At 66.9% G+C, this 12,272-nt stretch carries 12 protein-coding genes, 2 tRNA genes and 1 pseudogene; 6 read left to right on the top strand and 9 right to left on the bottom strand.

Annotation, left to right across the window (positions count from 1 at the left end; translation table 11 throughout):
- The 4 genes and pseudogenes from Mrose_RS16205 to Mrose_RS16190 form a co-directional block, all read left to right on the top strand.
- A pseudogene (locus Mrose_RS16205) lies at positions 1–254 on the top strand (Rad52/Rad22 family DNA repair protein); the annotation flags it as partial.
- Positions 251–1,009 (top strand): metallophosphoesterase, encoded by a 759-nt coding sequence (locus Mrose_RS16200; protein ID WP_119280031.1) that lies wholly within the window; start codon positions 251–253, stop codon positions 1,007–1,009. The pseudogene Mrose_RS16205 and the gene Mrose_RS16200, both read left to right, overlap by 4 nt.
- Positions 1,006–1,821 carry a 16S rRNA (adenine(1518)-N(6)/adenine(1519)-N(6))-dimethyltransferase RsmA gene (gene rsmA, locus Mrose_RS16195; protein WP_119280029.1) on the top strand — a complete coding sequence of 272 codons (816 nt, stop codon included), beginning with the start codon at positions 1,006–1,008 and terminating at the stop codon, positions 1,819–1,821. The genes Mrose_RS16200 and rsmA overlap by 4 nt, the downstream gene beginning before the upstream one ends.
- Positions 1,822–2,028: 207 nt before the next feature.
- Positions 2,029–2,961 (top strand): carbohydrate kinase family protein, encoded by a 933-nt coding sequence (locus Mrose_RS16190; protein WP_119280027.1) that lies wholly within the window; start codon positions 2,029–2,031, stop codon positions 2,959–2,961.
- 52 nt (positions 2,962–3,013) lie between these two features.
- On the opposite strand, the gene hisH is transcribed toward Mrose_RS16190, so the two are convergent.
- From hisH to Mrose_RS16175, 3 genes are read right to left on the bottom strand one after another with little or no spacing between them, the layout of a single operon-like run.
- Entirely contained in the window at positions 3,014–3,610 is a 597-nt protein-coding gene (gene hisH / locus Mrose_RS16185; protein ID WP_119280025.1) for an imidazole glycerol phosphate synthase subunit HisH, read from the bottom strand.
- A complete protein-coding gene (gene hisB / locus Mrose_RS16180) occupies positions 3,607–4,191 on the bottom strand; it encodes an imidazoleglycerol-phosphate dehydratase HisB (protein WP_119280023.1) in 585 nt (194 codons plus the stop codon). The genes hisH and hisB overlap by 4 nt, the downstream gene beginning before the upstream one ends.
- Positions 4,184–5,242 carry a pyridoxal phosphate-dependent aminotransferase gene (locus Mrose_RS16175; protein ID WP_119280021.1) on the bottom strand — a complete coding sequence of 353 codons (1,059 nt, stop codon included), beginning with the start codon at positions 5,240–5,242 and terminating at the stop codon, positions 4,184–4,186. Before Mrose_RS16175 ends, hisB begins: the two co-directional genes overlap by 8 nt.
- Before the next feature lie 260 nt (positions 5,243–5,502).
- Here Mrose_RS16175 and Mrose_RS16170 point away from each other — a divergent pair, with 260 nt between their 5' ends.
- Entirely contained in the window at positions 5,503–6,519 is a 1,017-nt protein-coding gene (locus Mrose_RS16170; protein ID WP_119280019.1) for a threonine aldolase family protein, read from the top strand.
- A 1-nt stretch (position 6,520) separates the two neighbouring features.
- Here the strand turns inward: Mrose_RS16170 and Mrose_RS16165 are convergent, their stop codons facing one another.
- From Mrose_RS16165 to Mrose_RS16155, 3 genes are all read right to left on the bottom strand, one after another.
- Positions 6,521–7,303, bottom strand: a complete 783-nt coding sequence (locus Mrose_RS16165; protein WP_119280017.1) for a hypothetical protein — start codon at positions 7,301–7,303, stop codon at positions 6,521–6,523.
- A 46-nt stretch (positions 7,304–7,349) separates the two neighbouring features.
- Positions 7,350–7,441, bottom strand: a tRNA-Ser gene (locus Mrose_RS16160).
- Between the two features lie 14 nt (positions 7,442–7,455).
- Positions 7,456–7,545: transfer RNA gene (locus tag Mrose_RS16155), tRNA-Ser, on the bottom strand.
- A 119-nt stretch (positions 7,546–7,664) separates the two neighbouring features.
- Here Mrose_RS16155 and Mrose_RS16150 point away from each other — a divergent pair.
- Positions 7,665–8,684 (top strand): polysaccharide deacetylase family protein, encoded by a 1,020-nt coding sequence (locus Mrose_RS16150; RefSeq protein ID WP_119280015.1) that lies wholly within the window; start codon positions 7,665–7,667, stop codon positions 8,682–8,684.
- A 32-nt stretch (positions 8,685–8,716) separates the two neighbouring features.
- On the opposite strand, the gene pruA is transcribed toward Mrose_RS16150, so the two are convergent.
- From pruA to Mrose_RS16135, 3 genes are all read right to left on the bottom strand, one after another.
- Positions 8,717–10,264 carry an L-glutamate gamma-semialdehyde dehydrogenase gene (gene pruA / locus Mrose_RS16145; RefSeq protein ID WP_119280013.1) on the bottom strand — a complete coding sequence of 516 codons (1,548 nt, stop codon included), beginning with the start codon at positions 10,262–10,264 and terminating at the stop codon, positions 8,717–8,719.
- A 155-nt stretch (positions 10,265–10,419) separates the two neighbouring features.
- Positions 10,420–11,343 carry a proline dehydrogenase gene (locus Mrose_RS16140; RefSeq protein ID WP_119280011.1) on the bottom strand — a complete coding sequence of 308 codons (924 nt, stop codon included), beginning with the start codon at positions 11,341–11,343 and terminating at the stop codon, positions 10,420–10,422.
- Complete coding sequence (locus tag Mrose_RS16135; protein WP_119280009.1) at positions 11,334–12,002, bottom strand: GntR family transcriptional regulator; 669 nt, start codon at positions 12,000–12,002, stop codon at positions 11,334–11,336. Before Mrose_RS16135 ends, Mrose_RS16140 begins: the two co-directional genes overlap by 10 nt.
- Positions 12,003–12,272: the final 270 nt, after the last annotated feature.

The raw sequence follows: 12,272 nt of genomic DNA, 5'->3' as shown, positions 1-12,272 counted from the left end.
GCCCCCACCCCCAGGCCGAGCGCCCGGCCCGGCCCTCCAGGGCAGGCCACGCCGATCCCCAGGAAGTCCTCGCCGAAGCCGAAAAACCCGAACCCCAGGAACTCATCGACCGCCTGATCGACCGGCTCAAGGAGATGGGGATGGGCAAGGAGGTAGCCCGCATCGTGATGAAGTACCAGGGCTACGGCAAGAACCTCGACGAGACCCGCCAGCTCTACGGCGAACTGCGCGGCCTGCTCAAAGGGAAATCATGATCAAGGTCACGGTCATAGGCGACCTGCACGCCGAGTTCCCCCGGCTGTGGCGAGCGCTGCGTGGGGCTTACCTGGCCGGTGAGGATTTCCTGCCCAGCGAGCCGGTGCAGCAGGGGCGCTTCCGGGTGGTGCTGATGGGCGACCTGATGCACCCCAAGACCCTCGAGCACTACCAGCGCCTCACCGGCCTCGACGACTTCGATCCCACAGACCCCACCCACCTGCGCATGGCGGCTAAGGCCCAGATCCGCGAGATGTATCGCATCAAGCGCTACCAGGAGGCCGCCCCCGAGCACGTCACCATCCTGCTGGGCAACCACGACCACGCCGCGGCCACCGGGAATTTCGTGCTGGGTAACGCCTACCTCGAGCACCACGAGTTCCACCCCGAGCACGGCGGCATCTCGATGCCCGAAGACCTCAAAGCCTGGCTGCTCTCCTTCCCCACCGAGATCAACCTCTACGGGGTGAACTTCTCCCACGTGGGGCCGGTGCCCTGGCTGCAGAGCTACGACGAGATGTTCTACAACGGGCGCGAGGCCAAGGAGTGGTGGCAGCACAACCCCGACTACGTCAGCCGCATGGGCTACAGGTTCGGGGTCTACGGCCACACCGTAATGAAAGAGGGCATCCAGATCTTCGACCAGTTGGCCCTGATCGACGCCTTCGACCAGGACCAGTACCTGGTGCTCTACCTCGATGACGACCACTTCGAGGTGCAAATCGCCCACGTCCAGCCCCTGCCCATTCAATGAACCTCACCTCCCTTTCCACCGTGCGAGAGCTGCTCGAGCGGCACGGGCTGCGGGCCGACAGGCGCTTCGGGCAAAACTTCCTGATCGACGCGCACTACCTCCGGCGCATCGTCGAGGCGGTGGGCTTCGCCCCCGGCGAGACGGTGTGGGAGGTGGGGCCGGGCCTGGGGACGCTCACACGGGCGCTGGCCCTGGGTGGGGCCAGGGTGGTGAGCCTGGAGATGGACCGGCGCCTGGAACCCGTCCACGCCGAGACCCTGGCCGGGCTCGAGGTGAGGGTGATCTGGGCAGACGCACTGAAGTTCGACTGGACCCAGGTGCCCCCCGGCAGCCTCTTTGCCGCCAACCTCCCCTACAACGTCGCCACCCCCATCATCACCGATCTGCTGCGCTCGGGGCGCTTCCGCCGCATCGTGGTGCTGGTGCAGAAGGAGGTGGCCCAGCGCATGGTGGCTCAGCCCGGCAGCCCCTCCTACAGCGTGCTGAGTCTGCGGGTGCAGCACCACGCCAAAGCCAAAAAGCTCTTCGATCTTCCCCCCGGTGTCTTTTACCCCGCCCCCAAAGTGACCAGTTCGCTGATCCGGCTCGACCCCGAGCCCATCCCCGACGACCCTGAACTCTTCCGCCTGATCGAGGCCGCCTTCAGCCAGCGGCGCAAGACCCTGCGCAACGCCCTGCTGAGCAGGGGCTACCCCGAAGCCCGCGTCGAGACCGCCCTCGAGCGCCTCTCCCTCTCCCCCCAAGTGCGCGGCGAGGCGCTTTCCCTCGAGCAATTCCGCGCGCTCGAGGGGCTGCTCTCGAGCGATATCTGAAGCCGAGAACGGGTTTCGGGTGACGGGTGTATGGAGGAAAGGGCGGGACTCGAGGTTCGCCCCTTCGCATCTCGCGCTCGGCATACAACCCCTTGTTATGGATTTCTCATTCCATCCGGCTTATACTTCAAGACGAAGCGAGCAAGCTTCCTGCGGTACAATGCCTTTGTTACCCAGGAACTCCAAGGCGCAGGGGGACCGGAGGTTATGCGTTTTTTTGTTTTAGGGGACGTTTCCGTAGATCTGATCTACTTTCTCGAACGAATTCCCGAGCCCGGCGAGGAGGTGCCCTCGCAGCGGGCTCTGATGAAGCCCGGCGGGGCCGGGGCGACGCTGGCGGCACAACTAGCCAGCCTGGGGCACAGGGTATACCTGGCCGGGCGGGTGGGCAAAGACCCCTTCCGTGAGCTGGCCCTGAGCGAACTCGAGCGCGTAGGAGTGGACCTGCGCTACTTGCAGGAAGACCCCGAGCGACAGACCTCGAGCGTGCTGATCCTGGTGGTGCCCGGTGGTGAGCGTTCGATGATCTCGGCGGGCGGGGCCAGCCGCTATCTCGACGCCGCTGAGTTCAAGAGCAAACACATGGACCAAGTGGATGCCCTGGTGCTCTCGGCTTACGCCCTCGTAGGCGGCCCTCAGCGGGAATACGCCGTCAAGGCGCTAGACACTGCCCGCAAGCGAGAGTTGCCCATCTTCGTAGACCTCGGCACGGGCGCGGTGCGTTCGGTAGGGAAGCCGCTGCTGGAGTACGTGCGCGGCGTGCCCTACATCACCATGAACCAGCAGGAACTCTTAGCCCTCACCCAGACCGACTCCATCAGCGAGGGGGTCGAAGCCCTCAAGGGCTATGGCCTCGAGAACGTGGTGATCAAAGTAGGCGCCCTGGGGTCGATCGTGGTCACCGCCAAGCAGCAAGAACTCGTCGAGCCCTTCCCGGTGGAGAACGTCGTGGACACCACCGGCTCCGGCGACGCCTTCACCGCTGCCTTCGCCCACGCGGTGATGGAAGGTCGGGACCTGGTCACCGCTGCACGACTGGGCAACCTGGCCGGGGCGCTGGCCGCGACCGCGGTGGGCGCGCAGGGACGGCTGGTGACGCCGCAGGATTTGTTGCAGACGAAGTCGATAGCTGATAGCTGATAGCCGAACGCCAGGCGCAAGGCGCGAGGCCCTGGCCCCCTGCCATACGCGCTCAAAGCCTCCTGAAGTAGTCCCGGATGGCCCGCAGCAGGCTCAGGCCGCTGTCGCCGCTCTTTTCGGGGTGGAACTGGGGTGCTACCAGGTTGTCCCTGGCGTACACTGCCGTGAAGCGAGTCCCTTCATAGTCGGTGATGCCCACGCTGCCCTCGACGAGGGGGGCGTAGTAGGAGTGCACGAAATAGAAATACCGCCCCGACAGCGCCTGGAAAAGGCCCCGGTATTCGACCGTGTTCCAGCCCATCTGGGGCACGCGGCGCGCCCTGAACCGAGCCAGAACCCCCGGCACCAACCCTAAACCGGCCACCTCGGGGGCCTCCTCGGAGGCTTCGAAGAGGATCTGCATCCCCACGCAGATGCCCAGGAAAGGCTTCCCGGCGGCGATGTGCTCGCGCACCGCGCTCTCGAAGCCCGAAGCCTCGAACGAGCGCATCACCTGGCCGAAGTGGCCCTGGCCGGGCAGCACCAGCAAGTCGGCTTTTGGGGCCTCGGCGGGGTCGTGGGAGACCTTAACGTCGTAGCCGGTGGCCTCGAGCGCCTTGGCTGCGCTGCGCAGGTTGCTGGAGCCGTAGTCGATGAGCAGGGTCTTCACAGGGCTTCCTTGGTGCTGGGCAGGTCGTCGCGGGTGAGGCGGGTGGCGGCGTAAAGAGCCCGTGCCAGCGCCTTGAAGCTGGCCTCGAGCACGTGGTGCGCCTCCCGACCCGCCAACAGCCGCAGGTGCAGCGTCAGGCCCGCGTGGTTGCATAGCCCGCGCAGAAACTCGCGCAGGTGGTAGGCGCTCATGCCGCCCGGCGCCCCGTCGATGGCGAGTTCTTCGGGTGAGAAGGCCAGGTGGGGCCGCCCGGAGAGGTCGAGCACGGCCTGCACCAACGTCTCGTCCATGGGCACACTGGCCTCGCCGTAGCGCTCGAGCCCCCGCCCGTCGCCGATGGCCTGCTTCAGCGCCTGCCCCAGCACGATGCCGGTGTCCTCGACGAGGTGGTGGGGCTCGACCTCGAGGTCCCCCTTGGCCTCCAGCGTCAGGTGAAAGCGTCCGTGGCGCTGGAAAGCGGTGAGCATGTGGTCGAAGAAGGGCAGCCCCGTGGCGATCCTGCCCTCCACGGGACCGTCGAGGCCCAGGGTGAGCCGGATCCAGGTCTCGGCGGTGGCCCGCTCGACAGTCGCGCTACGCATGACCCACCTCGGCCAGGGCGAAGGCGGCTTCCAGGAAAGCGTCGTTCTCGGCGGGTGTGCCCACACTCACCCGCAGGCAGCCCTCGAGCCCGGCGTAATGGTCCTGTCGCCGCACCAGCACCCCGCGCCCCAGCAGCCCCGCGAAGGCGGCGGCGGCATCGGGGGTGCGCACCAGCAGGAAGTTGGTGTGGCTGGGATAGGCCCTCCAGGTGGGGTGCTCGAGCAGCGCCTGGTACACGCGCTCGCGCTCGAGCGCGGTGGCCTGGGCCCGCTCCAGCGCATAGCCGGGCTGCTCGAGCACGGTGAGCAGGATGGCGGCGGTGTGGGCGGGCAGGCCGAAGGGCGGAACCAGGTTTTGCACCACCGCCGCCACCTCCGGCGAAGCCAGCAAGTACCCAGCACGGATGCCCCCCAGCCCCCAGGCCTTGGAAAAGGTGCGCAGCAGGGCCACGTTGGGGTTGGCCTTAGCCAGTGGGCGATAGTCGGTGCCGGAGAACTGGTGATAGGCCTCGTCGAGCACCAGCAGCCAGCCGCTCCGGACAGCCTGCTCGGCCAGCGCCTCCACCTCGGCCTGGGCAAAAAGGGCGCCGGTAGGGGCGTGGGGCACCGGCAAGAACAGCACACCGGGCTCCCCTTCCATGGCCCCCAGCAGCCCCTCCAGCGGCAGCTCGAAGCGCTCGCCCAGCCGCACGGCACGGTAGGGCGTCGCGGCGATCTTCGCGGAAAAAGCGTAGTGCGGGAAGGCCGGAGCGGTGTCCAGAACGCAATTACTCGCCTGGGCCAGACCCTGGATGATCAGGTTGGAGCCAGGGCCCATCACGATGCCTTCGAAGGGCCACTCCAGCCACTCGGCCAGCCTCACCCGCACGTCCTCGGCGTGCAGCTCGGGGTAGCGGTTCCAGGACAAAGCCGCCAGCCGCTCGAGCGCCCGCTGCTTGAGGGATGGGGGAAGGTCGAGGGGGCTCTCATTCTGGTCGAGTTTGATGCGGGCTTCCACCTTTTTGTAAGGGTAGCTGGGCAGGCCGCGCAAGTGCGGCTTGAAGGCATTCACAAACGCGATTTTACCTTAGCGGGCAGCTATCAGCCGTCAGCTTTCAGCTATCAGCGGGAGGCCCGTGACCCATGGCTCGTGGCCCATGGTTACCCCTCCCCTTCCCTCCCCGCATGCGGGGAGGGGGTATCCCCCCCAGCCCCCTTGCTAAGGGGGTAAACAAAAGGCGTTTTGCGTTTTGCGTACGACGTAGGACGTACGACGTACGACCTGCGCTCGGCTATAGGCTACCGACCCTCGACAGGCGTAAGCTAGGGCTCATGCGCGTGATCGACCTCCGCTCCGACACCGTCACCAAGCCCACGCCCGCCATGCGCAAGGCCATGGCCGAGGCCGAGGTGGGCGATGACGTGTACTCCGAAGACCCTACCGTAAACCGCCTCGAGGCCCTGGCTGCCGAAACCCTGGGCCTGGAAGCCGGGCTCTTCGTGCCCAGCGGGGTGATGAGCAATCAGATCGCCCTCATGCTGCACCTGCGGCGCGGCTACGAGGTGATCGCCCCCGAGGGAGCCCACATCTACGAGTACGAGCCGGGCTCGCTGGCGGTGCTCTCGGGGGGGACCATCCGGCTGGTGAGGGCCCCCTACGGCATCCCCGACCCCGCCGACGTCAAAGCCGCTATCCACACCTCGATCCACCAAGCCCCTACCGGGCTGATCGAACTCGAGAACACCCACAACACCGCCGGGGGCACCGTGGTGCCGCTCGAGGCCCAGCGCGCCGTGCAGCAGGTCGCGCGCGAGGCCGGGCTGCCCATCCACCTCGACGGTGCCCGCCTGTTCAACGCCGCCGTGGCCCTCGGCACCTCCGCCGCCGAGCTGGCCAGGGGCTTCGACACCGTCTCCATCTGCCTCTCCAAGGGCCTGGGCGCTCCGGTGGGCTCGGTGCTGCTGATGCCCAGGGCCCTGCGGCCCGAGGCCTGGCGCTACCGCAAGCTGCTGGGTGGGGGGATGCGCCAGGCCGGGGTGCTGGCGGCAGCCGGGATCCTGGCCCTGACCGAAGGACCGAAGCTGTTGGCTCGAGACCACCAGATGGCCCGCGCCCTGGCCGAGGGGCTGGTGCGGCTGGGCCTGGAGGTGGACCTGCGCGCGGTGCAGACCAACATGGTCTACTTCAAGCCCAAGGACGCGACCGGCCTGGCCGCCCGGCTGGCTCAGGTGGGCGTTTTGTGCAACGCGCTGGGCGAGAGGATTCGGCTGGTCACTCACCGCGACCTCTCCGACGAGGACATCCCCGAGGCCCTGCGCCGCATCGAGTCGGTGCTGGTGGGAGCCTGAGTCACCCCAGGCTCAGCAAGTCCGCGATCCCCAGGCCCTCGGCCAGCCGTCGGGCCTGCTCGAGCGCGCCTGCATCACCCGTGATCTGGTGCCACGCCCGATAAGCCCGGGCCTGGCTGTAGGCGTCAGCACAGCGCTGCAGGGCCTTCTCGGCGGTCTGGCGGGCCTTGGGCCCCTTGCCCCACAGCCAGTGGGCCTCGGCCAGCAAGGCCAGCGAGAGCCCGGAGAACTCCCCTCTCCCAAACTCCTGCACCCCCAAAGCCTGCCCCAGCACCAGCACCGCCTCCTTGCCCCGCCCCTCGCGCAGCAGGGCCTGTCCCTGCATCAGCAGGGCCATCAGCGCTCTTTCCTGGTCGGCAGGGGCCCGCAACTCCTCCTCGCTCAGACGCAGCACTTCCTCCACGGGCAGGGCCAAGCTGAGGACGTGCATGGCCGAGCGCAGCCAGGCCCGCTGGGCCTCGAGCCAGCTCTGGAAGGCCTCGAGCCCGCTCCTGAAGCCCGGTAGCAGCGCCCCGTACAACGCCCAGGCCTCCAGCCAACGCCGCTCCCCCAAAGCCCGGCGCAGGGAGCCTAGGTCGCTCTCCCCCGTCCAGGCGAAGCTTTCGCCTCGAGCCGCCACCCCCTCACTCCAGGTCGTCCCGTGCAGCGCTTGCAGCGCCGCTCCCAGCGGCACCACCGAGCGCACCTCCTCCCGCAGGGCTTCTTCTCGGGCGCACAGGTAGGTCAGCAGCTCGAGGCCGGGGGAAGGAATGGAGGGGGTTTGACCCAGTAGCTTCAGGCGCATCCTTCGGATTATCGCAAAAACGAAAGAGCCCGTCTGGGCTCTTATTTGGCGGAGAGGGAGGGATTCGAACCCTCGATAGGGGTTACCCCCTATGCAGGTTTAGCAAACCTGTGGTTTCAGCCACTCACCCACCTCTCCAGGAGGACGTTGCTTGGCGGAGGGAGAGGGATTCGAACCCCCGATGGGCTTGCACCCATAACGGTTTTCAAGACCGCCGCCTTCAACCGCTCGGCCATCCCTCCAATCGGCAACCCAACCGGGTCGCTGGCCGCTCTATTACTATGCGAAAGGGCGTTCTTTCTGTCAAGTTGAGCCAACCTCGCTCCAACACAACCCACAGGCGGCTGGCTATGCTTGAGACATGCGCTTTTACCGGGTGTTGCTGGCCTCATTCCTGCCCTTGGCCCTGGCGGCCTCCAATCCCAATGCCGAGCAAGTATTCCGAGGACGGCTCGAGATCGGCTCCCAGTCCTTGCCCATACGCATGCACCTGAAAAGCAGCGGCGGCAAAGTCAGAGGCTCCTACCTCTACGAGAAGATCGGCCAGCCTCTGCAGCTGGAGGGCAGCCTCGAGCAAAACCGCCTGAAACTGCGGGAATACTCCGGCCAGCAGCCCACGGGAACTTTCGATGGCCGCCTGGACAAAAGCGGCCTCGAGGGAAGCTGGACCAGCCCCGACGGCAAGCGCAGGGGGAGGTTCAGCCTGCTCGAGCAGGATCACCGCTTCGCCCAGGCCCGTCTGACCACACGGGTCATCGCTGATCCTAAAAGGGGGCTCGAGGTGCTCTACCCCCAGTTCAGCGGGGTGGACAAGGCGGCGGGCTGGAACCGGATTAACCAGGTGCTGGCCCAGGAGCCTACCCGCCTGGCCTGGCAGTACCGCCAGGACTACGCCGAGGCGCTCGAGAGCTTCCGCAAGGGCCAGATCGAACGCTGGCAGCTCGAGATGGGCGCCCTCGAGCTCGACTACCGGCTCCTGCTGGGCACCGACCGCCTGCTGAGCGTGGTGATGAGGGGCTACGGCTGCGGTCCCGGCGGTTGCGCCCACCCCAGCCGCTTCGTGATGGCCTATACCCTCGAGCCCAGCAGCGGCAAGCGCATCGCCCTCAGCCAGCTCTTCAAAAAAAGCAGCAATTATCTATCCCGCCTGCGCGAGATAGGCGTGGAAGTCGCCACCAGCACCTACGACGCCTCGGCCAGGGAAGCCATTCGAGACAACCTCGACCCCCGCTATCTGCAATGGGCCCTGAGCCCCGAGGGCCTGCACGTTTACTGGTCCGTGCCCCACGTGCTGGGCGACTACATCGAAACCCTGATTCCTTTCTCGAGGCTCGAGGGCATCCTCGAGCCGAACGGGCCGATGTCGGCTCTGAAGCGGTGAGGCCGATAGCTATCGGTGAGCGTTTGGCGTGATCAGTACCGCTCGGTCACGCTCTTCATCTGCAGGAAGTTGAGCAGGTAGTCGGGGCCGCCGGCCTTGGTGTCGGTGCCCGAGAGGTTGAAGCCGCCGAAGGGCTGCACGCCCACCAGCGCGCCGGTGATCTTGCGGTTGAAGTAGAGGTTGCCCACGTGGAACTCGCGGCGGGCGCGCTCGAGCCGCTCCCGGCTGCGCGAGTAGAGGCCGCCGGTGAGGCCGAAGCGGGTGCCGTTGGCGACCTCGAGCGCGGCGTCGAAGTCGGGGACGCGGATCACCGAGAGCACCGGGCCGAAGATCTCCTCCTGGGCAATGCGGGCATCGGGGGCAACGTGGTCGAAGATGGTGGGCTCGAAGAAGTAGCCGCTGCCCTCCAGGCGGTGGCCGCCCAGCACCAGCTTGCCCTCGTCCTGGCCGATGTCGAGGTACTTCCTGATGGTGTTTTCCTGCTGGGCGCTGGCGACGGGCCCCATGTCGGGGTTCTCCTCGGCGGGGCCCACGCTGAGCTTTCGGGCCCGCTCGACCACGCGCTCGACCACCAGGTCGGCCACCTTGTCCACCACGATCAGGCGGCTGGCCGCGCTGCACTTTTGCCCCTGGAAGCCGAATGCGCTCTGCACGGTGCCCAGCGCGGCGGCCTCGAGGTCGGCGGTCTCGTCTACGATGATCCCGTCCTTGCCGCCGAGTTCGAGGAAGACCCGCTTGAGCCAGATCTGGCCCGGCGCAAGCTTGGCGGCGGCCTCGTTGATCTTCAGGCCCACCTCGAGCGAGCCGGTGAAGTTGATGAAGCGGGTTTTGGGGTGGGCCACCAGATAGGCCCCTACCTCGGCTCCCTCACCCGGCAGGAAGTTGACCACGCCCGGCGGGAACCCGGCCTCCTCGAAGATCTCGAAGAGCTTGGCCGCGATGACCACGGTGTCCTCGGCAGGCTTGGCCACCACGGTGTTGCCCACTGCCACCGGGCCCATGATCATGCCGCAGAGGATGGCGATGGGGAAGTTCCAGGGGGCGATCACCAGGCCCGCGCCCAGCGGGATGTAGAAGGCCTCGTTATCCTCGCCTGGGAAGTGGGTAACGGGCGCGCCATTGGCGTACTTGAGCGCCTGGGTCGCGTAGTAGCGCAGGAAGTCGATGGCCTCGGCCACTTCGGCGGCGGCCTCGAAGTAGTTCTTGCCGATCTCATGGACCAACCAGGCCTCGAGTTCGCGCTGGCGGCGCTTCATGATGTGCGCCGCCTTCATCAGCAGGCGGCTGCGGTCTTCCTGGGGCCACTTCTTCCAGCTCGCGAAGGCCCTCCAGGCGGCCTCGAGGGCGGCGTCGGCCTCGGCGGCGGAGGCCATGGCCGTCGTGCCTACTACCTGCGCGGGGTCGGAGGGGTTGGTAGAGACCACCTTGCGGGCGGTGTCTACCTTCTCCCCGCCGATGATGAGCGGGTAGTGGCGGCCCAGTTGGGCTTTGACCTCCACCAGCGCCTTGTGCATGGCGGCCAGGGGCTCGGGGGTCAGGAAGGTCTCTACGGGCTCGGGGCGGTAGGGTTCGGGGGTCATGATTAGCTCCTTTGAATCATGTCGAGGGCTGAGGGCCGAGGCGTCTTGCGTATTGCATCTTGCGTACGACGTAGGACGTACAACTCTTGGCGTTCGGCGTCTTGCGTAGGACGTACGACGTACGACCGCGTCCGGCGTTGGGCGTCCGGCATCGCTCACCCCTGCACCAGGCTGCGGGCCACGAAGATCAGGTTCTCCGGGCGCTCGGCGATGCGGCGGGAGAGGTAGGGATACCAGTCGGTTCCGTAGGGGACGTAAGCCCGCACGGTATAGCCCTCGGCGGCGAGCTTCTTCTGCTCGTCACGGCGCACGCCGTAGAGCAACTGGAACTCGAAGCGCTCCTTGCCGATGCCCTTCTCGGCAGTCCAGCGCTTCATCTCCTCGATGATGTGGGGGTCGTGGGTGGCGATGGCGGTGTAGAGGCCGTGCTCGAGGGCCTTCTTGACCAGCAAAAGGTACTGGCTGTCGATGATGCGCTTGTCCTGGAAGGCCACCTCGGCGGGCTCCTTGTAGGCCCCCTTGACGATGCGCACGGCGGGCTTGAGCGGCAGCAGTTCCTCGAGGTCACGCTCGGTGCGTTTGAGGTAGCTCTGCAGCACCACCCCGGTGTTGTCGAAGCCCGCCTCGCGCAGCCGCCGATAGACCCGCAGCGTCGCGTCCACGCGCGGGCTGTCCTCCATGTCGATGCGCACGAAGCAATCGACCTTCCGGGCCTCGGCCAGGATCTCGGTCATCAAGGAAAAAGCTAGGTCTTCGGAGAGGTCGAGACCTAGCTGGGTGAGCTTGAGCGCCACGTAGCGCGGGTAAGGTCGGGCGCCGAGGGCCTGGATCAGCCGGATGATCTCGGCCTGGAAGCCGCGCGACTGCTCCTCGGAGGTGACCATCTCGCCCAGCAGGTCTAAGATGGCGTGCACGCCGCTTTGCTCGAGCGCCTCCACGGCGGTGAGGGCCTGCTCGAGGGTGTCCCCCGCGACGAAGCGGCGGGCGAAGTTCTTGCCGCGGGTCATGACGAGTCTCTTGAAGGTCTCGTTCTGGGCGATGGCCAGCACGAACGAGCGGTAGCTTTGGTTCAGGTCCACTGCTGTCCTCCCTGCCGCTGGGCGGCCTCGAGTACGACTTCCATGAAGTAGAGCACGTGGGCCCGGGCAGCCCTTGCGGCCTGTTCGGCCTCGCGCTGCTGAAGGGCTTTGAGGATTTGATGGTGCTGCTCGCGGGTCTTGGGGTGCTGGGAGAGGGTCTGCTGGTGCGCGCGCACCAGCGCTAGCCCGGAGCGCAGGTCCTGGTAGACCCGCACCAGCGTGCGGTTGTGGCTGGCCTCCATCAGCAGGCTGTGGAACTCGAAGTCCACGCGCATCTGCTCGGGGTACTGCTCGGCGGGGATGCGGTCGAGGGCCTCGAGCCGCTCCTCCAGGGCCTCGAGTTCGGCGCCCGTGGCGTTGAGGGCTGCCAGCCGAGCCCCCTCGGCCTCGAGCAGCGCCCGCACCTCGTAGACCTCGCGCACCTCCTGGGGCGTGATCACCCGCACGCGGGCCCCCCGGCCCGGCGAGAGTTCGACCAGCCCCTCCTGGCTCAGGCGCTGCAAGGCCTCGCGCACCGGCGTGCGGCTGATGCCCAGGCTCTCGGCCAGCCCCGGCTCCGAGATGCGCGTCCCCGGTAAGAGAATCCCGCTCAGGATGGACTCGCGCAGGTGCAGATAGGCCGCCTCGCGCACCGAACTGGGGCGTTGAAATTCGGTCACGTGTATACTGTATACACTTTTCAGGCGGAGCGCAAGTTCGTCGGTTTCGCGCCGGCTACCCGCCGCTAAAACGCGCGTTCTCAGCTCCTCCCTCGAGCCCTCACATCGAAGGGTGGTATGCGTAGGGCATGGACCCCGAGGTACGCCGCTGGCTGTGGCTGCTGGTGCTGGCGAAGCTACTGGTGCTGGGGCTTTTCCTCTATGGGGTCTATCTGATCGGGAAAAGATAGCCCGATATCGCAGTTCCCCGAGCCGCACCCGCCCCCCACC

Origin of the sequence: Calidithermus roseus (assembly GCF_003574095.1) — a bacterium.
Classification (GTDB): domain Bacteria; phylum Deinococcota; class Deinococci; order Deinococcales; family Thermaceae; genus Calidithermus; species Calidithermus roseus.
The sequence above is the reverse complement of the archived record's forward strand: the minus strand, read 5'-3'. Positions and strand labels throughout refer to the sequence as shown.

Bases quoted from the DNA above. Each gene is read 5' to 3' on its own strand.
- Mrose_RS16200 (WP_119280031.1), top strand. From the start codon at position 251: ATGATCAAGGTCACGGTCATAGGCGACCTGCACGCCGAGTTCCCCCGG.
- rsmA (WP_119280029.1), top strand. From the start codon at position 1,006: ATGAACCTCACCTCCCTTTCCACCGTGCGAGAGCTGCTCGAGCGGCAC.
- Mrose_RS16190 (WP_119280027.1), top strand. From the start codon at position 2,029: ATGCGTTTTTTTGTTTTAGGGGACGTTTCCGTAGATCTGATCTACTTT.
- hisB (WP_119280023.1), bottom strand. From the start codon at position 4,191: ATGCGTAGCGCGACTGTCGAGCGGGCCACCGCCGAGACCTGGATCCGG.
- Mrose_RS16170 (WP_119280019.1), top strand. From the start codon at position 5,503: ATGCGCGTGATCGACCTCCGCTCCGACACCGTCACCAAGCCCACGCCC.
- Mrose_RS16165 (WP_119280017.1), bottom strand. From the start codon at position 7,303: ATGCGCCTGAAGCTACTGGGTCAAACCCCCTCCATTCCTTCCCCCGGC.
- Mrose_RS16150 (WP_119280015.1), top strand. From the start codon at position 7,665: ATGCGCTTTTACCGGGTGTTGCTGGCCTCATTCCTGCCCTTGGCCCTG.
- pruA (WP_119280013.1), bottom strand. From the start codon at position 10,264: ATGACCCCCGAACCCTACCGCCCCGAGCCCGTAGAGACCTTCCTGACC.